Annotated in this window: 18 protein-coding genes; 3 read left to right on the top strand and 15 right to left on the bottom strand. The window is 70.1% G+C overall.

Translation table 11 applies throughout. The annotated features are described in order from the left end of the window. Positions 1-34: 34 nt before the first annotated feature. Positions 35-835: an RNA methyltransferase gene (locus E3O39_RS00825; RefSeq protein WP_134446993.1), complete on the bottom strand. Its 801-nt coding sequence runs from the start codon at positions 833-835 to the stop codon at positions 35-37. A 135-nt stretch (positions 836-970) separates the two neighbouring features. On the opposite strand from E3O39_RS00825, the gene E3O39_RS00830 reads away from it, so the two are divergent. Beyond that, entirely contained in the window at positions 971-3,178 is a 2,208-nt protein-coding gene (locus tag E3O39_RS00830) for a glycosyltransferase family 39 protein (protein WP_134446991.1), read from the top strand. A gap of 123 nt (positions 3,179-3,301) precedes the next feature. On the opposite strand, the gene rplT is transcribed toward E3O39_RS00830, so the two are convergent. Genes rplT through infC form a run of 3 tightly spaced genes read right to left on the bottom strand, consistent with a single transcriptional unit; the run spans position 3,302 to position 4,487 of the window. Continuing rightward, a complete protein-coding gene (gene rplT / locus E3O39_RS00835; RefSeq protein ID WP_134446990.1) occupies positions 3,302-3,688 on the bottom strand; it encodes a 50S ribosomal protein L20 in 387 nt (128 codons plus the stop codon). 27 nt (positions 3,689-3,715) lie between these two features. Beyond that, positions 3,716-3,910, bottom strand: coding sequence for a 50S ribosomal protein L35 (gene rpmI / locus E3O39_RS00840; RefSeq protein ID WP_134446988.1), 195 nt, complete (start codon positions 3,908-3,910; stop codon positions 3,716-3,718). Further along, positions 3,903-4,487 (bottom strand): translation initiation factor IF-3, encoded by a 585-nt coding sequence (gene infC / locus E3O39_RS00845; RefSeq protein WP_134446986.1) that lies wholly within the window; start codon positions 4,485-4,487, stop codon positions 3,903-3,905. Before infC ends, rpmI begins: the two co-directional genes overlap by 8 nt. A 277-nt stretch (positions 4,488-4,764) precedes the next feature. On the opposite strand from infC, the gene E3O39_RS00850 reads away from it, so the two are divergent. After that, complete coding sequence (locus E3O39_RS00850; RefSeq protein WP_134446984.1) at positions 4,765-5,112, top strand: DUF1844 domain-containing protein; 348 nt, start codon at positions 4,765-4,767, stop codon at positions 5,110-5,112. Positions 5,113-5,194: 82 nt separating this feature from the next. Here E3O39_RS00850 and E3O39_RS00855 read toward each other — a convergent pair whose 3' ends face one another. The 8 genes from E3O39_RS00855 to E3O39_RS00890 all read right to left on the bottom strand — a co-directional run bounded on the left by E3O39_RS00855 (position 5,195) and on the right by E3O39_RS00890 (position 15,362). Next, a complete protein-coding gene (locus E3O39_RS00855) occupies positions 5,195-5,974 on the bottom strand; it encodes a DNA-formamidopyrimidine glycosylase family protein (RefSeq protein ID WP_134446982.1) in 780 nt (259 codons plus the stop codon). Between the two features lie 8 nt (positions 5,975-5,982). Next, positions 5,983-10,830 (bottom strand): ATP-dependent helicase, encoded by a 4,848-nt coding sequence (locus E3O39_RS00860; RefSeq protein WP_134446980.1) that lies wholly within the window; start codon positions 10,828-10,830, stop codon positions 5,983-5,985. A gap of 51 nt (positions 10,831-10,881) precedes the next feature. Beyond that, positions 10,882-11,712: an SseB family protein gene (locus tag E3O39_RS00865; protein ID WP_134446978.1), complete on the bottom strand. Its 831-nt coding sequence runs from the start codon at positions 11,710-11,712 to the stop codon at positions 10,882-10,884. After that, complete coding sequence (priA, locus tag E3O39_RS00870) at positions 11,696-12,436, bottom strand: bifunctional 1-(5-phosphoribosyl)-5-((5-phosphoribosylamino)methylideneamino)imidazole-4-carboxamide isomerase/phosphoribosylanthranilate isomerase PriA (RefSeq protein ID WP_134446977.1); 741 nt, start codon at positions 12,434-12,436, stop codon at positions 11,696-11,698. The genes E3O39_RS00865 and priA overlap by 17 nt, the downstream gene beginning before the upstream one ends. Positions 12,437-12,497: 61 nt before the next feature. Then, positions 12,498-13,130: an imidazole glycerol phosphate synthase subunit HisH gene (gene hisH / locus E3O39_RS00875; RefSeq protein WP_134446975.1), complete on the bottom strand. Its 633-nt coding sequence runs from the start codon at positions 13,128-13,130 to the stop codon at positions 12,498-12,500. Next, positions 13,127-13,765 (bottom strand): imidazoleglycerol-phosphate dehydratase HisB, encoded by a 639-nt coding sequence (hisB, locus tag E3O39_RS00880; protein WP_134446973.1) that lies wholly within the window; start codon positions 13,763-13,765, stop codon positions 13,127-13,129. The genes hisH and hisB overlap by 4 nt, the downstream gene beginning before the upstream one ends. A 25-nt stretch (positions 13,766-13,790) precedes the next feature. Further along, positions 13,791-14,870 carry a histidinol-phosphate transaminase gene (locus E3O39_RS00885; RefSeq protein ID WP_370294541.1) on the bottom strand — a complete coding sequence of 360 codons (1,080 nt, stop codon included), beginning with the start codon at positions 14,868-14,870 and terminating at the stop codon, positions 13,791-13,793. Between the two features lie 117 nt (positions 14,871-14,987). Then, positions 14,988-15,362 carry a LysM peptidoglycan-binding domain-containing protein gene (locus E3O39_RS00890; RefSeq protein ID WP_134446971.1) on the bottom strand — a complete coding sequence of 125 codons (375 nt, stop codon included), beginning with the start codon at positions 15,360-15,362 and terminating at the stop codon, positions 14,988-14,990. A gap of 418 nt (positions 15,363-15,780) precedes the next feature. Here E3O39_RS00890 and lexA point away from each other — a divergent pair, with 418 nt between their 5' ends. Next, on the top strand, positions 15,781-16,404 hold the full coding sequence (gene lexA / locus E3O39_RS00895; protein WP_241975417.1) for a transcriptional repressor LexA: 624 nt from the start codon (positions 15,781-15,783) through the stop codon (positions 16,402-16,404). Positions 16,405-16,516: 112 nt separating this feature from the next. Here lexA and metE read toward each other — a convergent pair whose 3' ends face one another. From metE to hflX, 3 genes are all read right to left on the bottom strand, one after another. After that, positions 16,517-18,856 carry a 5-methyltetrahydropteroyltriglutamate--homocysteine S-methyltransferase gene (gene metE / locus E3O39_RS00900; protein WP_134446969.1) on the bottom strand — a complete coding sequence of 780 codons (2,340 nt, stop codon included), beginning with the start codon at positions 18,854-18,856 and terminating at the stop codon, positions 16,517-16,519. A gap of 173 nt (positions 18,857-19,029) precedes the next feature. Further along, positions 19,030-20,019, bottom strand: coding sequence for a methylenetetrahydrofolate reductase (locus E3O39_RS00905; RefSeq protein WP_134446967.1), 990 nt, complete (start codon positions 20,017-20,019; stop codon positions 19,030-19,032). Between the two features lie 205 nt (positions 20,020-20,224). Continuing rightward, positions 20,225-21,775: a GTPase HflX gene (gene hflX / locus E3O39_RS00910; protein ID WP_134446965.1), complete on the bottom strand. Its 1,551-nt coding sequence runs from the start codon at positions 21,773-21,775 to the stop codon at positions 20,225-20,227. Positions 21,776-21,778 lie beyond the last annotated feature (3 nt).

The following is a 21,778-nucleotide window of genomic DNA, read 5'->3' on the forward strand; positions in this document are numbered from 1 at the left end:
CCAATCCGCACGCCGGCGGGCCCGGTTCCCGCGACTAGCTGCGCTGCGCGAAGGCGCTTTCGTACAGGCAGACGGATGCCGCGGTCGCGAGGTTCATCGATTCGGCGTGGCCGTAGATCGGCACGGTGATCGAGCGGTCGACGAGGGCCAGGTCCTCATCGGTCAGGCCGCGGGCCTCGTTGCCGAACAGCCAGGCCGTCGGCGCGAGAAGGAGTCCCTCATTGCGGGCGGCGAGCAGGTCGGTGCCCTTGATGTCGGCGGCGAAGATCTGGAGGCCGGCGAAGCGGGCGCGCTCGCGGACGTCGTCAAGGGTGACGCCGACGGCGACGGGCAGGTGGAAGATCGAGCCCGTGGACGAGCGCACGACCTTGGGGTTGTAGAGGTCGACGCTGCGACCGGTGAAGATCACGGCGTCGGCGCCGGCGGCATCCGCTGCCCGGATGATCGTGCCGGCGTTGCCCGGGTCGCGCACCTCTTCGAGGATCGCGATGAGCTTCGGTTCCTTGGCGAAGATCTCCTTGACCGAGGTGGGGAACTGGTGGCAGACCGCGACGAAGCCCTGCGGGGTGACGGTGTCCGCCATCGTCTCGAGGACCTGCTCGGTGACGAATTCGACGTCGACGCCCGCATCGACGGCGGTTTCGGCGATCTCGGGGTGGCGCTCGAGGGCCGTCGGGGTTGCGTACAGCTCGACGACGAGCTCCGGACGGAAGTTCAGGGCCTCGGCGACGGCCTGCGGGCCCTCGAGAAGGAACAGCCCGGTCTCGGAGCGCGCGGCCCGGTTCGACAGCTTCGCAACGGCCCGCACGCGCGGAGAACGGGGATTATCTAACATGCTCCCAGCCTACTTGCCGGGGCTGTGGCGGCGCGGTTGCCGCGCTGACAGCCGGCCATAGCCATCTCATAGCGCCGGCATAGCTGGCCCATGGACGCACTCGGCAAGCTCAAAGGATCAACCTTTGGAGGAGCCATGACCGGCCACATCGTTCCGGGTCACGTGACCCGCCCACCCGTATCCGTGCCGCGCACATCCGGCGCGACCACAGGGTCCAGCACGTCCGGCGCCGCAGCGCCGTCGACGGCGCGCCGCGGACTGATCGCCCGGATCATTCTCGGAGAGCGCACGGACGCCGCCTGGATCCGGCCGTCGTTCTGGGCGCTCCTGATCGTCACCGGCCTGCTCTACCTCTGGAACCTGAGCGAGAGCGGCTCGGCGAACAGCTTCTACGCCGCCGCGGTGCAGGCAGGGTCCAGGAGCTGGACCGCCCTGTTCTTCGGATCTCTCGACTCCTCGAACTTCATCACCGTCGACAAGCCGCCGGCATCGCTCTGGGTGATGGGGCTCTCGGCGCGGATCTTCGGTTTCTCGAGCTGGAGTGTGCTCGTGCCGCAGGCGCTGATGGGCGTCGCGGCCGTCGCCCTCGTCTTCGCGACCGTGCGGCGCAGCCTCGTGGCCTTCGGCCAACGGCTGGGCGCCGTCGGCGGGCTCGTGGCCGGCGCGGTGCTCGCGTTCACGCCCGCCGCGGCGCTGATGTTCCGCTTCGACAACCCCGATGCACTCCTGACGGTGCTGATGACGGCTGCCGCGTACTGCGTGGTCCGCGCGCTGCCCGCCGCGAGCTGGCGCTGGCTCGCCCTCGCCGGCGTCGCCCTCGGCTTCGCCTTCCTGACCAAGATGCTCCAGGGCCTCCTCGTGCTGCCGGCCTTCGGCCTCGCCTACCTGCTCCTGGCGAATACGACCGTCTGGCGCCGCCTCGCACACCTCGGCGTCGCCGCGGGCGCCCTCGTCGTGTCGGCGGGGTGGTGGGTGCTCGCGGTCGCCCTGTGGCCGGCATCCGCTCGCCCATACATCGGCGGGTCCACGGACAACACCGTGCTCGACCTCGTCTTCGGCTACAACGGCCTCGGTCGGATCTTCGGGGCGACCGCAGGCGGCGGCGGAAACGCGGGCGGCGGCACGACGGCCGCGGCCGGCTCGAGCTTCGGCGGCGCGACCGGACTCAGCCGCCTGTTCAGCAGCGAGATGGGCCTCGAGATCTCGTGGCTGCTGCCGACGGCGCTGCTCGCCCTGGTCCTCGGCCTCTGGGCCACCCGCAAGCGGCACCGTACCGACGGTGCCCGCGCTGCTCTCGTGATCTGGGGCGGCTGGCTGCTCGTGACGGGACTCGTCTTCAGCTACATGAGCGGCACCATCCACCCGTACTACACCGTCGCCCTCGCCCCGGCGATCGCGGGCCTCGTCGGAACCGGCGGCGTCGTGCTCTGGCACGGCCGTTCGCACTGGTTCGGCCGGCTCGGCCTCGCCGCGATGATCGCCGCCGCCGGCGCCTGGGGCTTCGTGCTCCTGTCCGAGAACGCGGACTGGCTGCCGTGGCTGCGCTGGACACTGCTCACGGTGACCCTGCTCGGCGCGGCCGGCTTCGTCGTCGGTGCCGCACTGAGCTGGCGTCGCCTCACGACCGTCGCGGTTCTCGTCGGCATGCTCGGCGGCCTCGGCGGAAGTGCGGCATACGCGATCGCGACGGCGTCGGTCGCGCACAACGGCTCGATTCCCTCTGTCGGTTCTGTCTCGTCCTCGAGCGGAATGGGCGGCGGCGCGGGCGGCGCGATGGGCGGTGCCCCCACAGGCGACGGCGGCGGCACGAGGCCCGATGGCGGCACGGCGCCGGACGGCGCAGGCGGCACTCCCCCGACGGGAGGCACCGGCGGTCCGGACGGCTCGGGCACGACCGGAACGACGGGCACCGATACCGGCTCCGGCACGAGCGACACGGGCACGGATGCCGCGGCGAACGCCGGCGACTCCGGCTCCGCTCCCTCCGGCGCGGGTTCGGATTCCGCGACCTCGTCCGAGCTCACCGCCCTGCTCACGGCCTCGACGGCTCGCTGGGCCGCGGCGGTCGACGGATCGCAGTCCGCTGCGACGCTCGAACTGTCCACCGGCGTCGCCGTGATGGCGATCGGCGGCTGGAGCAGTGACCCGACGCCGACCCTCGCCGAGTTCCAGGCGTACGTCGCGGCCGGTGACGTCGGCTACTACATCTCCGGAAGCCAGGGCGGCGGCATGGGCGGCGGCGACAGCACCGCGACGGCCATCGCGACCTGGGTGGCCGCGACATACACCGCGACCACGGTCGGCGGCTCGACGGTCTACGACCTCTCGACCCCCGCCGCCTGACCCGGTTCCGGGCGCGGGAACGCAAAAACGGGAGTGGGCCCTGGGGCCCGCTCCCGTTTTGGGTGATGCGGAGTGCTGGTGGAACGAACTGCTCGCGAACTGAACGGCGCTGAAGCGTGAAGGCTAGGCCTTGACCTTCGGTGCGGACGTGTCGGCGGGCAGTGCTGCCTTGGCGCTCTCGACGATGGCGGCGAAGGTGGCCGCTTCGTTGACCGCGAGGTCGGCGAGGATACGACGGTCGACCTCGATGCCGGCCAGGGCGAGGCCCTGGATGAGGCGGTTGTAGGTCAGGCCGTTCTGGCGGGACGCAGCGTTGATCCGCTGGATCCACAGGCGACGGAAGTCACCCTTACGTGCACGACGGTCACGGTAGCTGTAAGTGAAGGAGTGAGTGAGCTGCTCCTTGGCCTTCGTGACCAAACGGGAGCGCTGGCCGCGGTAACCCTTGGCGCGCTCGAGGATGACGCGGCGGCTCTTGTGAGCATTGACCGCTCTTTTTACTCTTGCCATTTTCTTGTTCCTTTAGGGGTACGGGGTCTAGCGACCGAGAAGCTTCTTGATGACCTTGGCGTCGGCCTTGGCCAACACCTGGTCGTGGTTCAGGCGGGACTTGCGCTGGGTGCTCTTGACCTCGAGGTTGTGGCGCAAACCGGCCTGCTGCTTCATGATCTTGCCGCTGCCGGTTACCTTGAAGCGCTTCTTAGTCCCGGAGTGGGTCTTCATCTTAGGCATTTTTTTCCTCCTGTTTCGCTGCCTTATCAGCAGCTCTATGTGCATTGGCCTCTGCCTTGGCCTCTGATTTGTTCTTCAGTGGGCCAATCACCATGACCATGTTTCGACCGTCGATAGTCGGGCTCGATTCGACCGAACCGAATTCCGCGACATCCTCGGCAAATCTTTGGAGCAGTCGTACGCCCTGGTCGGGACGGGACTGTTCACGGCCACGGAAAAGAATCATGGCCTTGACCTTGTCGCCGGCCTTGAGGAAGCCTTCGGCGCGTTTGCGCTTGGTCTCGTAGTCGTGCGTGTCAATCTTGAGGCGGAACCGAACTTCCTTAAGAATGGTGTTCGCCTGGTTGCGCCGGGCCTCCTTGGCCTTCTGCGCAGCCTCGTACTTGAACTTGCCGTAGTCCATGATCTTTGCGACCGGCGGCTTGGAGGTAGGGGCAACCTCGACGAGGTCCAGATCCGCCTCCTGTGCCATGCGCAGTGCGACGTCAATGGCCACGACCCCGATCTGCTCGCCGGCGGGGCCGACAAGACGGACTTCAGGGACGCGGATACGGTCATTTGTACGGGGATCGCTGATGCGTCTCTCCTTCTCTCATGCATCGTGACTACAGCCAGGCAACGGATGCCGCCTGGCGACGAAGAGAGGAAAATCGCGTGCGAAATGGTGGAGCGTTATTGCTCAAACACTGCGTACGGCACCCTGTCTACCTTCGCGCCACTGTTTCCAGTGCCACGACGGCGGAGTGCAAACAACCCGGTAACCTTTGTGAAGCGGTATGCGCGGGTGGGAGATTATCCACTTTCGTACCGAGATAAATACCTCGGAGCCCGGACGAGTCTAACAGAGGAATGCAGTGACCAGTAGCACAAGCCAGGATGCCAGCCAGGAAACCCGCGATATCGCCGATGTGGCCGCCGTGGAGATCATCACGACGGCGTGCGTGCACCTGATGAGCGCCGCTGCGGTGAAGTGCGGGCTCGCCGACGACCCCGACACGCAGATCGACCTCGACGAGGCCCGGAAGCTCATCAACGCCCTCGCCGGGCTCGTGACGGCGGCCGCCCCCGACATCGCCGACATGCACGCGCGGAGCCTGCGCGACGGGCTGCGTTCGCTGCAGCTCGCGTTCCGCGAGGCCTCCGCGATCCCGGACCCGATCGGCGCGGGCCCAGGCGAGAAGTACACCGGCCCGGTCAACTAGCCCGATCACCCTTCCCTGAGGTGTCGCATATCGACGTTCCCGCGACCCGCGAACGTCGATATGCGACACCTGAGCCGGCACGTCAGGTCTGGCAGCGGGGACACCAGTAGGTGACCCGCTGCTCGAGCTCAGAGCGGCCGAGCGTGCCCTGGCGGATGCGGGTGCCGCAGCGTCGGCAGGGCCGGCCGGCACGGCCGTAGACCCAGGACTGTTCGCCGCGGCGGGCGGAACCCGTGGTGATTCGGTCGGTTCTGCCGCGGTTCGCGACGATCAGCCGGTGCGCGAGGTCGACGAGACCGGCGACATCCGTCACGTCGGCCACCGGCCGGGTGGGCAGCACGCCCCGCAGGAAGCAGAGCTCGTTCACGTACTCGTTGCCGAGACCCGCGAGGTTCGCCTGGTCGGCGAGTGCGACCGCGATCGGACGCTCGGGCCGGTCCTCCAGGCGGCGCACGGCCTCGGCGGGGTCCCAGTCGGCGCCGAGCAGGTCGGGGCCGAGGTAGTCGAGCCTGGCGCCTTCCTCCCCGATGGGCAACACCTCGAGCACCCCGAGTTCGAAGCCGACCGCGATCCAGTCGGCCGTCTCGAGCACGGCCCTGGCCTGGAAGGCCGGCCGCTTCCAGGCCGAGCCGTGCCGGTAGAGGTGCCAGGCGCCCTCCATCTTCAGGTGTGAATGGATGCTGGCCTCCCCCACCCGGATCAGCACGTGTTTGCCGCGACTCGTGACCTCGTGCACGGTGTCGCCGGTGAGATCGACGGTCGCATAGGCCGGCACGCGGATGTCGCAGCGGGTCAGGACGGCCCCGCGCAGCGCCGTGTCGAGGTTGTGCGCGGTCAGCCAGACGGTGTCGCCCTCAGGCACGGTCGGCCTCAGGCATGCAGCTTCAGTCCCTTCGGCGTCACGCCGAATCCGGCGGCCTGGAGCGCGCGGCCGAACGGGGTGCCGATCACGAAGGCGCCATTGACCGTCTCGACGCCGAGTTTGGCGATCCGGCCGCTCGTCACCGTGGCGGCGAGGGCACCGGCCGCGGCCGCGAAGAGTGCGTCACGGGCGGCGGCGACGTCGGCACCGATGGCAGCACCAACGGCATCGTCGGCATCGGCGCGGTTACCCGCCGGCACGGCGCCGGCGTCGACATCGTCGGCCCCTCCGACCTGGCTTCCGTCGAAGGCGAGCACGGTCTTGCCGCCGCGTTCGACGTAGAGCGCGAGGGCGCCGTCGACGAGCACGACGATCGCGCCGGCCTTCCGGGCAGCACGGTGAGTGGTGCCGGCCGGCAGGGCCGGCCACGGCAGCACGGCCCCGTACGGGTTGGCCGGGTCGGTCGCGGCGAGCGTGACGACGACCGGCGCCCCCTGCCCTGCCGCGGCGGGACCCGCTCCCCGGCCACCGTGCGCGCCGGACTCCGACTCGGTGAAGGAACGCAACCGGTCGATCGTTCCGGCGGTCGCGAACTGTGCGGCGCCGAGCCCGTCGATGAAGTAGCCGCGCCGGCAGCGGCCGGATTCCTCGAAGCCGCTCAGGGTGCGGTAGACGAGCGCGAAGCCGCCGGTGACGCCCTCCCCCACGACGGCGCCGCGGGTGACGACCCCGTAGCGTTCGAGCAGGGTCTCGCCGAGGGCATGGGCGCGGCGGGTGGGTGAATCGTCGGCGACAGGCACGATCGACCAGCGGCCGGACACCGTCGGCGGTCCGCCGCGCAACGGCATCGCCGACCGGGCAAACCCGCGGCCGCCGTGCAGGCGTGCCCGAGGCACCGCCCTCCGGGTGCTGTGCGCCGTGCGGCCTCCGGAAAGCAGCGCCCGCACCGGGGCGAAGGTGTCGTTGCCGACGAGGCCGGCCCAGACCAGGTCCCAGAGGGCGTCGGCGAGGAGCACGTCGTCCTGGCTGCCGACCGCGTCGGCGAGCTGCCGGAAGAAGAACCCTCCCCCGCCGCCGAGGGTCGCGAGCACCTCGCGCTGCAGCTCCGTGGTCTCGACGAGGGCTGGCGGCGGCAGGGTGAGCGCGGCGGTCTCGGCGAGGTACAGGCTGATCCAGCCGTCGTTGCCCGCGAGGGTGCCTGCCCCCGCCCAGAGCACCTCGCCCGCGTTGGTGAGTTCGTCCAGCATCGCCGGCCGGTAGTCGCTCACCCGGGCGGGCAGCACGAGCGATTCCCAGGCGGACGCCGGGATGCGGGCCCCCTCGAGCTGTTCGATGACGGATGCGACGCCGTCGACGCCGCGCAGCCGTCCGCCTACATGTTGCCAGGACGGCAGGAACCGGCCCATCGTGATTTGATCGACGGGCTCGACCTCGTGGCGGAGCGCCGCGAGGGACCGCCTGCGGAGTCGGCGCAGAACCTCGGCGTCGCACCATTCGCTGCCGGTGCCGTGCGGCCGGTACTCGCCCTCGATCACCCGGCGGGTGCCGGCGAGACGTCGCAGCGCCCCGAGGGCGACGACCGGACCGAGACCGAAGCGGTCGGCGACATCCGCCACCGTGAACGGGCCGTGCGTCCGCGCGTACCGGCTGACCAGGTCGCCGAGCGGGTCTGGCACGGCCTCGGTGAAGGCGGCGGGCACCCCGAGCGGCACCGGAACGCCGAGGGCGTCGCGAAGCCGGCTGGCGTCCTCGATCACGGCCCACCACTGGCGGCCGGCGAACCCGGCCCTGAGTGCCCTGCGTGCGGCGACGAGCTCGAGCAGGCCGGTTTCGGCGTCGGGGTCGTCCTGGGTATCGAGCCGGGCGGCGACCTCCTCGGTCGTGAGGGGCCCGAGCTGGCGGAGGAGGTCGGCGATACCCTCGACGCCCCGCGCGTGCCGGTCGGCGGGCAGGCGCTGGAGTTCGGCATCCGTCTGCTCGATCACGGCGGGGTCGAGGAGCTCTCGCAGTTCGACCCTGCCGAGCAGCTCCGCGAGGAGGCTCGAGTCGAGGAACAGCGCCGTGGCCCGGCGCTCGGCGAGCGGTGAGTCGCCCTCATACATGAACGCGGCGACGTAACCGAAGAGCAGGGTGCTCGCGAAGGGGCTCGGGGTCTCCGTGCGGGTCTCGACGAGGCGGATCGTGCGGCTGTTGATCTTGCGGGTGAGGTCGAGCAGGGCCGGCAGGTCGTACACGTCCTGCAGGCATTCCCGCACGGTCTCGAGGATGATCGGGAAAGTGGGGAACGTGCGGGCGACCTCGAGCAGCTGGGCGGCCTTCTGCCGCTGCTGCCAGAGCGGCGACCGGGTGCCGGGGTTGTACTTCGGGAGCAGCAGGGCGCGGGCGGCGCACTCACGGAACCGGGCGGCGAAGAGGGCGGAGCCGCCGACCTCATCGGTCACGAGCTGCTCGATCTCCTCCGCCTCGAAGACGAAGAGTTCGGCGCCGGGCGGTTCGGCGTCGGTGTCGGGGATGCGCGCGACGATTCCGTCGTCGCTTGCGACGCACCCGCCGTCGAGCCCGTAGCGTTCCCGCACCCGGGCGGCGACCGCGAGCGCCCACGGCGCGTGCACCTGCATGCCGTATGCGGAATGCAGGATCACCCGCCAGTCGCCGAGTTCGTCGCGGAACCGTTCGACGACGAGGGTGCGGTCGGTCGGCAGCTGGCCGGTGGCCGCGCGCTGGTCGGCGAGGAAGACCAGGAGGTTGTTCGCGGCGCGCTCATCGAGCCCCCCGGCCGCGCAGCGGACCCGGGCGGCGGCCTCCGGCAACGCGGAGACCTCCCGGACGAAGGCGCCGACGGCCTCGCCGAGTTCCGCCGGCCGGCCCAGGCCGTCACCCTTCCAGAACGGCAGCCGCCCCGGCTCGCCGAACGCCGGGAGCACGAGCACCCGGTCGTGGGTGATCTCCTGGATCCGCCAGCTCGTCGTGCCGAGTGCGAAGACGTCGCCGACCCGGGATTCGTAGACCATCTCCTCGTCGAGTTCGCCGACACGACGCCCTGTGGTCTGCTCGCCGCCGACCATGAAGACGCCGAAAAGCCCGCGGTCGGGAATGGTGCCGCCGCTTGTGACGGCGAGGCGCTGCGCGCCGGGACGCCCGGTGAGCAGGCCGGTGTCGCGGTCCCAGACGATCCGGGGGCGGAGCTCGGCGAACTGGTCGGAGGGGTACCGCCCGGCCAGGAGGTCGAGCGTTGCCTCGTATGCCGAGCGGGGCAGGCCCTGGAATGGGGCGCTGCGGCGCACGATGTCGAACCAGTCCTCGGCCTGGATCGGCTCGAGCGCCACCGCCGCGACGGTCTGCTGGGCGAGAATGTCGAGCGGGTTCGATGGCACCGCGATCGACTCGATCAGTCCGGCGACCATCCGCTCGGCGGCGACGGCGGCGTGGATGAGGTCGGCACGGTGCTTGGGGTAGATGACGCCGCGGGAGATCTCGCCGACCTGGTGCCCGGCGCGGCCGACCCGCTGCAGCCCGCTCGCGACAGAGGGCGGAGACTCGACCTGCACGACGAGGTCGACGGCACCCATGTCGATGCCGAGTTCGAGGCTCGACGTCGCGACGACGCAGCGCAGCCGCCCGGCCTTGAGGTCCTCCTCGATCATCGAACGCTGTTCCTTGCTCACCGAGCCGTGGTGCGCGCGGGCGAGCAGGGGCTCGGCCCCTGCGCTCTGGCCGCTCGCTCCCATCAGGTCTGCCGGCGGCCGTGCAGGGCCCGCTGAACCGCGTGCTGAGCCTTCACCGACTGAGCCCGCACGGGCTGCGCCCGCTGCAGCGCCCTCGGCAGCGGATGCCGGTGCGACCCCTGCCCCGACCGGCGCGAGCTCGCCCGCGGCCTGCTCCGCGGCATCCGCCAGGCGCCCGGCGTAGATCTCGTTGAAGCGCGCGGTCAGTCGCTCGGCAAGGCGGCGCGAGTTCGCGAAGACGATGGACGAGGAATGCGCGAGCACCTCGTCGACAATGGCTTCTTCGACGTGCGGCCAGATCGAACCGGCCTGCGGCGCGGCGGCCGCTGTCGACCCCTCCCGTTCGGGAACGGGGCCCAGCTGCGTCATGTCGTCGACGGGGACGACGACGCGGAGGTCGAAGCGCTTGCCCGCGGCAGGATTGACGATCTGCACGGGGGCGGCGCCGCCGAGGAACCGGGCGACCTCCGCGGCCGGGCGGACGGTCGCAGAGAGACCGATCCGCTGCGCTGGCCGCGCGAGCAGCTCGTCGAGGCGTTCGAGAGAGACGGCGAGGTGGGCGCCGCGCTTGCTCGACGCAACGGCGTGCACCTCGTCGATGATGACGGTGTCGACACCCCGCAGGGAGTCACGGGCGGCGGAGGTGAGCATCAGGAAGAGCGACTCGGGGGTCGTGATCAGGATGTCGGGGGGCGTCTTGACGAGGCTGCGCCGGTCGGCGGCCGGGGTATCACCCGAGCGCACGCCGACGGTCACCGTGACCGGAGGGAAGCCGAGCCGGGCCGCCGCCTGGGTGATGCCGACGAGCGGAGCGCGGAGGTTCCGTTCCACGTCGACGCCGAGCGCTTTGAGCGGGGAGATGTAGAGCACCCGGGTGCGCGGCAGCGGGGCGGCGACCGTCCCTGCGGCATCCGTGGCCGCGGAAGACTCAGGGGCCGGCGTCGCCAGCCGGTCGATGGCCCACAGGAAGGCCGCGAGGGTCTTGCCCGAGCCGGTCGGGGCCACGACGAGCGCGTGCGAGCCACGGGAGATGGCGTCCCAGGCGCCGAGCTGGGCCTCGGTCGGCGCGGCGAAGGCCTGGCCGAACCAGGCCCGGGTGGCGGGCGAGAATCTCTGCAGGACCTCGGTCATCTCTCCATCTTCCCGCCCACCCCTGACAATCGGCCCCAGCGACCGGCCCGGTCAGCGTGACGCGGCGAGCTGCACGCGCAGGGAATCGACCTGGGTGGCGATCGTGTCGCTCGCCGACCACCGCGCGGCGAGCCGGGCGAGCGTCGCGTCGAGTTCGGCGCGGGTCAGGCCGTCGACGAGCTCGAGGCGCACCACGAGCTCTGGCCCGGCGAGCCGGCCGAGCGGGTCGCCGGCGGAGAGCGCGACGCCGAGCACGCTCAGCTCGCTCGTGATCGACGCCGCGAAGGCGTCGGCGACGGCGCGGCTCGCGTAGCTCGGCGTCCAGGGCTGGCCTTGCGCGATCGCCCACAGGGCCGGCCTCCGCACGACATATTCGGTCGGCGCGGTCGGGTCGAGCACGACGAGGTCGGTGTTCTCCTGTGCCGCGGCGAGGGCGATCCGGATGCCGTCGGCCGGCACCGGCCGCGCCGCACTGTTCCACGCGGCCATGGCTTCGGCCGAGGTGAACACCGGGAGCACGTTCCGACCGTCCGGTCCGGCGACCGTGATGACCGAGAGTTCCTGGGTCTTGTCGACGAGGAGACCGGCGTCGGTGTGCCCGGAGTCGCCGAGCGCCGTCACGAGCGGGATCAGCAGCCGGGACGAGCGGATCGCGTCGACGACGGCCTCCTCCCCGGACTCCCTGTCGCGGTAGCGGGCGAGGGCGGCGAGGAGGTCGAGCGGGGCCGATCCGTCGTCGTCGGCGTGGTCGTTGGCTTCGAAGGCACGGCCGGCCCAGGGCTGCCCGGCGGAGTCGGCAGGGACGCTGGCGCGACCGGGGCCTCCCTGGCCTTCTGGGCCCCCGGGGAGGCCGGTCGATCCGAGATTAACGGCCGGCGACATCCAGGGCCTCACCGAGGGTGAAGGCGCCGGCGTAGAGCGCCTTGCCCACGATCGCGCCCTCGAGTCCGAGCGGGACCAGCTCGCGCAGGGCGACGAGGTCGGCCAGGCTCGAGATGCCGCCGGAGGCGACGACGGGACGGTCGGTGTGCGCGAGCACCTGCCGGAGCAGGTCGAGGTTCGGACCCTGCAGAGTACCGTCCTTGGTGACGTCGGTCACGACGTAACGGGAGCAGCCCGCTTCCTCGAGGCGGGCGAGCACCTCCCAGAGGTCGCCGCCTTCCTTCGTCCAACCGCGGGCGGCAAGGGTCGTGCCGCGCACGTCCAGGCCGACGGCGACCTGGTCACCGTGTTCGGCGATCACGCGGGCAGCCCAGTCCGGGTTCTCCAGGGCCGCCGTGCCGAGGTTGATCCGGCTGACGCCCGCGCCGAGCGCCGCCTGCAGGGAGGCGTCGTCGCGGATCCCGCCGGACAGTTCGATCTTGACTCCGGAGACCTCGCGGATGACCCGGCTGATCACGTCGGTGTTCGTGCCGCGCCCGAAGGCCGCGTCGAGATCGACGAGGTGGATCCACTCGGCGCCCTGCCTCGCCCAGTCGAGGGCGGCGTCGACGGGGTCGCCGTAGTTGGTCTCGGTCCCGGCCTCGCCCTGGGTGAGGCGCACGGCCTTGCCGTCTGCGACGTCGACAGCCGGGAGCAGGACGAGGCGGGGGGTGGTTTCAGTCACGGTAGTCCTCAGATCAGGGATGGGTGCGGCCGGGCCGCCGAACAAAAGCGAGAGGGGACGGTCAGTCCCGCAGGGTACCGATCCAGTTCTTCAGCAGGCGGATGCCGGCCTCACCCGATTTCTCCGGGTGGAACTGGGTCGCGGAGAGCGGTCCGTTCTCGACAGCGGCGAGGAACGGTCTGCCGTGTTCCGCCCAGGTGAGCCGGGGCCGCGGGAACGGCGGCGTGACCTCGAGCGTCCACTCCTGGGCGGCGAAGGAGTGCACGAAGTAGAACCGCTCGTCCTCGATGCCGGCGAAGAGGCGCGAGTCCGGGTCGGGGGTGACGGTGTTCCAGCCCATGTGCGGCAGGATCTTGGCGGGCAGCTGGGCGACGGTGCCGGGCCATTCGCCGAGTCCCTCGGTGTCCGAGCCGCGTTCGACGCCGTGCTCGAACAGGACCTGCATGCCGACGCAGATGCCGAGCACCGGCCGTCCCCCGGCGATGCGGCGGTCGACGATCTCGTCGCCGCGCACGGCGGTGAGGGCGCTCATCACGGCGCTGAACGCTCCGACGCCGGGCACGACGAGGCCGGAAGCCTCGAGGGCGGTGCGGCGGTCGCTCGTCAGGGTCACGTCGGCGCCGGCGAGTTCGAGGGCTTTGACGGCCGAGTGCACGTTGCCGGTGCCGTAGTCGAAGACGACGACGCTCGTCACAGGGCGCCCTTGGTCGAGGGGATGCCGGAGACGAGCGGGTCGTAGGCCTTGGCCTGGCGGAAGGCGCGGGCGAAGGCCTTGAATTCGGCCTCGGCGATGTGGTGCGGGTCGCGGCCGCCGAGCACGGTGACGTGCACGGTGAGGGCCGCGTTGAATGCGATCGCCTCGAAGACGTGGCGCACCATCGAGCCGGTGAAGTGTCCGCCGATGAGGTGGAACTCGAAGCCGGCAGGCTCCCCGGTGTGCACGAGGTACGGGCGGCCGGAGATGTCGACGACAGCCTGGGCGAGGGCGTCGTCGAGGGGCACGAGCGCGTCGCCGTAGCGGGAGATGCCGGACTTGTCTCCGAGCGCCTGCCGGATGGCGAGTCCGAGCACGATGGCGACGTCTTCGACGGTGTGGTGCACGTCGATCTCGATGTCCCCCGACGCCCGCACGGTGAGGTCGGTCAGCGAGTGCTTGGCGAACGCGGTGAGCATGTGGTCGTAGAACGGCACCGAGGTGTGGATGTCGGAGACGCCGGTGCCGTCGAGGTTGATCGTCAGGTCGATGCTCGACTCGCTCGTCTCCCGCTGCAGGTGCGCGATGCGGGCCTGTGCGGTCGATGACTGTGCGGCCGGTGACTGTGAGCTCATGCGGCTAGTTTATTGGCCCGGGCGGTTACGCGTGGCCCAGTGCTTCGAGGGCGTCGAGGAATACGCTCGTCTCGCGCTCGGTGCCGGCCGTGACCCGCAGGTGGCCGGGGATCCCGACGTCGCGCACGAGGATGCCCTCGGCGAGCAGCGCCTCGAAGGTTCCGCGCGGGTCGGAGACCCCGCCGAACAGCACGAAATTGCTCCAGCTCCGCAAGGGGCGGTAGCCCAGCCGGTGCAGCTCGGTGACGAGGCGGTCGCGCTGGCCGCGGATGTCGTCGACCATGCGCAGCATCTCCGGCGTGTGCGCGAAAGCGGCGACGGCCGCGGCCTGGGTCAGCGCGGAGAGGTGGTACGGCAGGCGCACGAGCCGCAGCGCATCCGTCACGGCCGGGTCGGCGGCGAGGTAGCCCACCCGGGCCCCGGCGAATGCGAAGGCCTTGCTCATCGTGCGGGAGACCAGCAGGCGTTCCCTGCCGGGCAGCAGGGTGAGAGCGGATGCCGTCCCCACCGGAGCGAATTCGGCGTAGGCCTCGTCGACGACCACGATGCCGTCACAGGCGTCGTAGACGGCGGCGATCACGTCGAGAGAGAGCGGGGTGCCGGTCGGGTTGTTCGGGGAGCACAGGAAGACGAGGTCGGGATTGACCCGGTTGACCCAGTCGACGGCGCGTTCCGGGGTGAGTTCGAAGTCGGCGTCGCGGTCACCGGCGACCCAGCGGGTTCCGGTTCCCGAGGCGAGCAACGGGTACATCGAATAGGTGGGGGCGAAACCGAGGAGGGTGCGTCCCGGCCCGCCGAAGGCCTGCAGCACCTGCTGGAGAACCTCGTTGGAGCCGTTGGCCGCCCAGATGTTCTGACGGGTGAGACCGTGTCCGAGGTAGCGGGCCATCGCCTCGCGCAGTTCCGTGAATTCCCGGTCCGGGTACCGGTTGATCCCCCGGATAGCGGCGGCCAGTGCTGCGGCGATGTCGACGGCCACGTCCTCGGGGATGCCGTGGGTGTTCTCATTCACGTTGAGCGCGACCGGCACGTGCAGCTGCGGCGCCCCATAGGGAGTGAGCCCGCGAAGATTGTCGCGGAGGGGCAGGTCGTTGAGACTGGTCACTCCCCCCATGTTACCGATGGGCCTCAGCACCGGCGGGTCATATTGCCCGTGGTTCAGTATTTGGCTTGCTCAGTACTCCGGTGGTTCAGTATCCGGCTTGCTCAGTATCCGGCTTGCTCAGTATTCGGCAGGGAGAGCCAAGCGCTGGCCCGGCTGCACGCTCTCGGAGGGCAGCTGGTTCAGGTTGACGATCTCGGCGATGACCTCGCGCGGATCGGCAGAAGGGGCGATGCGCTCGGCAAGCTGCCACAACGACTGGCCCGACTGGATCGTGACGTAGTCGAAGGTCGTCGCACTTCCACCCGCGTCGGCGCTCATGCCGCTGCCGCTCAAGGTGCTGCCGTCTGCGGCGGCGAGGCCGCCGTTGAGGGCGAGGGCAAGCGCGCCGACGACGAGGGGGACGCCGGCGATCGCGGTCAGCACGGCACGACCGCGCCGGGTGATGCGCAGCCGGGTGTGCGCCCCCGGGACCAGCTCGATTGTTGTGCTCATGTCTGCCTCCTGTGTATTCGTATCCGGCTCTCGGCCGGGAGAGCCGGATACGAAGCTATGTTCCGAATATATATTCGATTGTTCGAACAATCAAGACTTTCTCCGGTTATTATTGGGGTGAAGTACACGACACACTCGAATGAATGTCTGCACTTCGCCCCAGGCTGGTTACAGTTTCGATTGACTGGTGTGAACTCAACCAGCGACCACTGACATTCGGATACGGTCGCCTCACGGCATCCACCGGGGCGACCGCCCGCCACCGCCCACCGCCACCGACAGGAGCGACATCGTGACCCAGGACAGCGTGACCCCGGACAGCGAGACCCCGGACAGCGTGACCCCGTTCGCCGGCAGTTCCCCCGAACGAGGCGGAACACGTCGGAGGAAGAGCCTCAGCGACAAGCAGCGCGCGATCATGGACGTGATCCAGCGCTCTGTCGGCCAGCGCGGCTATCCGCCGAGCATGCGGGAGATCGGTGACGCCGTGGGCCTGTCGTCGCTGTCGAGCGTCACCCACCAGCTCAACCAGCTCCAGCTGAGCGGCTACCTGCGCAGGGACCCGAACCGGCCCCGGGCGCTCGAGGTCCTGATCGAGCTGCCGCAGTCGCCGGAGGACACCGCGGCCGGCGCCGCCGAGAACTTCCAGCAGGGTACCCCGGTGGGCGACGCGGCAATGGTGCCGCTCGTCGGGCGGATCGCGGCCGGTGTTCCGATCATGGCCGACCAGCAGGTCGACGAGATCTTCCCGCTCCCGCGCCAGCTCGTCGGCAAGGGCGAGCTGTTCATGCTCAAGGTCGTCGGCGAATCGATGATCGACGCCGCGATCATGGACGGCGACTGGGTCGTCGTCCGCCAGCAGAAGACCGCGGAGAACGGCGAGATCGTCGCCGCGATGCTCGATGGCGAGGCGACGGTGAAGGTCTTCCGGCAGCGTGACGGCCACACCTGGCTGCTGCCGAGGAACACCAACTTCGAGCCGATCCTCGGTGACCACGCCGAGATCCTCGGCAAGATCGTCGCCGTCCTGCGTTCCCTGTAGCTCCCTGTAGATCCCCCGAGCGCGCCAACTGCGCCGCTTCGCGCCAGGCAAGCCTGGCGCGAAGCGGCGCACACGGCGCGTCTCGCGCGGCGGGTGTTCGCCGCGAGGAGGATCAGGCGAGGGCGGGCACGCCTGCGGCGAGGCGGGCGCGCACGATGCGGGTCGCCTCGATCATGTTTCCGAGAGACTCGACCGTCTCCGCGTAGCCGCGGGTCTTGAGCCCGCAATCCGGGTTCACCCAGACCTGACCGGCCGGGATGGCGGCGACGGCACGGTCGAGCAGCTCCGTCAGCTCGGCAACGCCCGGCACCCGCGGTGAGTGGATGTCGTAGACGCCCGGGCCGATGCCGTGGTCGAAGCCATTGGCCTGAATGTCCGTCACGACCTCCATCCGGGAGCGGGCCGCCTCGATGCTCGTCACGTCGGCGTCGAGAGCGCGGATCGCCTCGAGCACGACACCGAACTCGGAGTAGCAGAGGTGGGTGTGGATCTGGGTGGCGTCCCGCACCCCGGCGGTCGCGAGCCGGAACGAGCCGACGGACCAGTCGAGGTAGTCTGCGTGGCCGGCCTTCTTGAGCGGAAGCAGTTCGCGCAGGGCCGGCTCGTCGACCTGGATGATGCCGATTCCGGCGGCCTCGAGGTCGGCGATCTCGTCGCGGAGGGCGAGGGCGACCTGGCGCGCCGTCTCGCCGAGGGGCTGGTCGTCGCGCACGAAGGACCAGGCGAGGATGGTGACCGGGCCGGTCAGCATGCCCTTGACCGGCTTCGCCGTCAGCCCCTGCGTGTAGGTCGACCAGTCGACGGTGATCGGCTTCGGGCGGGAGACATCGCCCCACAGGATGGACGGGCGGGTGCAGCGGCTGCCGTAGGACTGGACCCAGCCGTTCTCGGTGACCGCGAAGCCGTCGAGGTTCTCGGCGAAGTACTGCACCATGTCGTTGCGCTCGGGTTCGCCGTGCACGAGCACGTCGAGGCCGATCTCCTCCTGCAGGGCGACGACCCTGGCGATCTCCGCGCGCATCAGGTCGCGGTATTCGGCGTCGCTGAGCACTCCGGTGAGGAAACGGGCGCGGGCACGGCGGATCTCCCCGGTCTGCGGGAAGGAGCCGATGGTCGTCGTCGGCAGGAAGGGCAGCGCGAGTGCGGCCTCCTGGGCGGCGAGCCTGTCGGCGTAAACCCCTCGGCTGTACGAGGCGTCGGTGAGCTCCGCGGCACGGGCCCTCACGGCACCGTCGCGGACGCCGGGGGCGGCGCTGCGGGAGGCGAGTGCGCCGGTCGCAGCGTCCAGTTCGGCGCTGATGGCCTCCCGTCCGTCGGCCAGGCCGCGGGCGAGGGTCACAACCTGGCCGACTTTCTCGTCGGCGAATGCGAGCCAGCTCACGAGTTCGGCGCCGAGCGCGGTCTCGTCCGCGACGGTGTGCGGGACGTGCTGGAGGCTCGTCGAGGTCGAGACGGCGATCCGCGGCGACAGTGCGCCGGCCCCGGTGACCTGAGCGAAGGCATCCGCCAGGTCACCGCGCCAGATGTTGTGCCCGTCGATGACACCGGCGACGAGGGTCTTCCCGTCCAGCCCTGGGGCGGTCTCGGGGAGCGTGCCGCGGACGAGATCAAGGCCGATGGCCTCGATCGGTGCGCCGGCGAGCACGGGCAGGGCGTCGTCGAGGCTGCCGTAGGGGGCAGCGACGAAGATCGCCGGACGCTGGGCGAGGTGCCCGAGGGTCCCGTACGCCCACTGCACGGCGCTGAGGGTCTCGGCGCGGGGCACGTGGATGCTCTCGCTGACGAGGCCGGGTTCGTCGAGCTGCACCCACTCGGCACCGGCGTCGGAGAGGCGCTGCAGCAGGATCGCGTACACCGGAATGAGGTCATCGAGCCGGTCGAGGGGCTCGAAGCCCGCAGGGGCTTCGTCGCTCGGCTTGCTGAGCAGCAGGAACGTGACCGGGCCGACGATGACGGGCCGGGTCAGGAAGCCGGCGGCGCGTGCCTCCTCGAATTCGCGCACGATCCGGTCGCTCGAGAGGGAGAACTCCGTTTCCGGTCCGATCTCGGGCACGAGGTAGTGGTAGTTCGAGTCGAACCACTTGGTCATCTCGAGCGGGAGGCTGTCCCCCTCGCCGCGGGCGAGGGTGAAGTATCCGGCGAGGTCGATGTGCCCGTCGGCGTCGACGAGTCCGGCGAAGCGGGCGGGCACGGCGCCGACCGTGCAGAGCGCGTCGAGCATCTGGTCGTAGTAGGAGAACGACTCCGGGATGGCGGAGTCGGTGCGGCCGAGGCCGAGGGCGGCGAGGCGGTCGCGGGTGGCCTGACGGAGTCCGGCCGCAGCGGCCTCGAGTTCGACGGCGCTCGATGTGCCGGCCCAGAAGGATTCGACGGCCTTCTTGAGTTCTCGGCGCGGGCCGATGCGCGGATAGCCGAGGATCGTGCCTGCGGGGAACGGGGCAGTGCTGGTCATAACGTTTCCTTTGCGGTTGGGCGGTGCAGCGGATGCTGGCGGGTGGTGTGTGGGGCGGATGCCGCGGCGTGCAGGGTGCTTTCGGGCGCGACGGAAACCCGAGGCGCCCGTATGGCGGTCGGTGGAGCGGGAGCGGCGATGGCGTCCGGGGCGGGGCGGGGCGCCAGGCCGGGTTACACGATCGTGGGCAGTGCCGTCGGCGTCCGGACCGGAGCCGGCGCGCCGAGCAGGCCGCAGCCGTCGAGCACCTCCAGTACGGTCTCGTGCTGATTGAAGGCGTAGAGGTGCAGACCGGGCGCTCCCCCGGCGATCACCTGGCTGGCGAGGTCGACGGCGTGCTGGATGCCGATCTCACGCTGTCCTTCCTTGGTCGGTTCGATCTCGAGCCGGATGGACAGGTCTGCCGGCATCTGCTCACCGGAGAGTTCGATGATCCGCCGCAGCCTGGCCGGGCTGGTCACCGGCATGATGCCGGGCAGGATCGGGAAGAGCACTCCGGCTTCCCTGGCGCGCTGGACGAAGCTCAGGAAGTGGTCGGCGTGGAAGAAGAGCTGGGTGATGCCGAGGTTCGCGCCCGCGGCCTGCTTGGCGAGCAGGGTGTCGATATCCTGCGCCGATGAACGTGACCGGGGGTGGCCGTTCGGGAACGCCGCAACGGCGATCCGCACCTTCTCGTGGCCGGGCTTGACGGCGCGTGCGGCGGGGATACCGGGGATGATCGTCTCGCGGTACGGGGACTTCTCGGCCTGAACCCGGTGGATGAGCTGCACGAGTTCGGCGGCGCTGCCGAAGTCGCCGAGGAACGCCTCGCCCTCCTTCGTGCCTGCCGGGGGGTCGCCGCGGAGGGCGAGGAAGCTGCGCACTCCGGCGTCGAGGAATTCGCGGATCAGCCGGTTCGCCTCGTCGTGGGTGGAGCCGACGCAGGTGAGGTGGGCCATCGCTTCGACGTTCGTCGTGCGGAGGATTCGGCTGAGAACGTCGAGCGAGGAGCGGCGTGAGGATCCGTTGGCTCCGTAGGTGACCGAGAGGAAGTCGGGGCCCGCCGCTGCGAGATGGTCGATCGTCTTCGCGAGAGCGGATGCTGCGGCATCCGTCTTCGGCGGATACAGCTCGAACGAAAAGGGGATGCGCCGTGTGCGGGCGGAGTCCGTTGGAGTGGACATTCATTCCTCATTCGACAGTAGCCAGTGTGTGCACTGAATGGCCGGGCGGCCGCGGACCGCCAGAAAGCCCTGGCGGGTGTTCGCGGGCGGGTGCCGGGCTCGGCTGTCGCTCCATGCCGGCGGAAGAAATCCGTCGGCAACGATTGAAGAAAACTCTAGCAATCCCTTAATCGGATTGCACGAGTGTGACCGTTCGTTACCTGGTTCAGCTTGCGACGGCGGGCACGGCGGCCGCCGGTGCGACGGCGAACGGTGCGAACTGGGACTGGATCTCCGTCGTGACGAGGGCGCGCACCCGGGTGCCGGTTTCGGCGTAGTCCGTCGTGAGCACCGTGCCCTGGGCGTGCAGCATCGCGATCAGGTCGCCACGCTCGTAGGGAATGAGCAGGTCGAGTTCGATGGACGGGCGCGGAAGCAGTCCGGCGATCGCGGCGAGCACCTCGTCGACGCCCTCACCCGTGCGGGTGGAGACGAAGATGCCCTTCGGCCAGAGGCCGCGCAGCACGAGACGATCGTCGTCCGTGACGAGGTCGCTCTTGTTGAAGACGACGAGCTCAGGGATCTCCCGGGCGCCGACCTCACCGATGACCTCGCGGACCGTCGCGAGCTGGCTCGCCGGGTCGGGGTGGGAGGCGTCGACGACGTGCACGATGACGTCGGCGTCGGCGACCTCTTCAAGGGTCGACCGGAAGGCCTCGACGAGTTGGTGCGGCAGGTTGCGGACGAAGCCGACGGTGTCGGTCAGCGTGTACAGCCGGCCGTCGCTCGTTGTCGACTTCCGGACGGTCGCGTCGAGCGTGGCGAAGAGGGAGTTCTCGACGAGCACGCCGGCCCGCGTGATCCGGTTGAGCAGGCTCGACTTGCCGGCGTTGGTGTAGCCGACGATGGCGACGGAGGGCACGGCGTTGCGCTTGCGGTTGGCACGCTTGGCCTCGCGGGCCGGCTTCATGGCCAGGATCTGCTTGCGCAGCCGGGACATCCGGGTGTGGATGCGACGACGGTCGAGTTCGATCTTCGTCTCGCCGGGGCCGCGGGAACCCATTCCGGCACCGGTTCCGCCGACCTGGCCACCGGCCTGGCGCGACATGGAGTCACCCCAGCCGCGGAGGCGGGGCAGCAGGTATTCGAGCTGGGCGAGTTCGACCTGCGCCTTGCCCTCCCTGCTCTTGGCGTGCTGGCTGAAGATGTCGAGGATCGTGGCGGTGCGGTCGATGACCTTGACCTTGACGACGTCCTCGAGGGCGCGCCGCTGGCTGGGCGCGAGTTCGGTGTCGGCGATGACGGTGTCGGCGCCGAGCGCCTTGACGATGCCGGCGAGTTCCTGCGCCTTGCCCTTGCCGAGGTAGGTGCTCGTGTCCGGGGTGGCGCGGCGCTGCATGAGGCCGTCGAGCACGGTGGCGCCCGCGGTCTCGGCGAGGGCAGCGAGTTCGCGCATGGAGTTCTCGGCGTCCGCGACGGTGCCCTGGGTGTAGAGGCCGATCAGGATGACGTTCTCGAGGCGCAGCTGCCGGTATTCGACCTCGGTGACGTCCTCGAGCTCGGTGGAGAGGCTGGGAACGCGGCGGAGGGCGTTGCGGTCTTCGCGGTCGAGCTGGGCGCCGTCATGGCCGTCATCGTGTTCGTCGGCGCGGGGCTCGGCGTCGAGGGCCTGGGCGCTCCCGCTGCGGAACAGGGAGTAGCCGGCGGCCTTGGAATCGGCACTGGCAAGGACCCGTGCCACAACGTCGTCGTCCGGGGTTTCAACTGGTTCAATCATTCC

This window comes from Cryobacterium sp. MDB2-A-1 (genome assembly GCF_004402675.1).
GTDB classification, from domain to species: Bacteria; Actinomycetota; Actinomycetes; order Actinomycetales; family Microbacteriaceae; genus Cryobacterium; species Cryobacterium glucosi.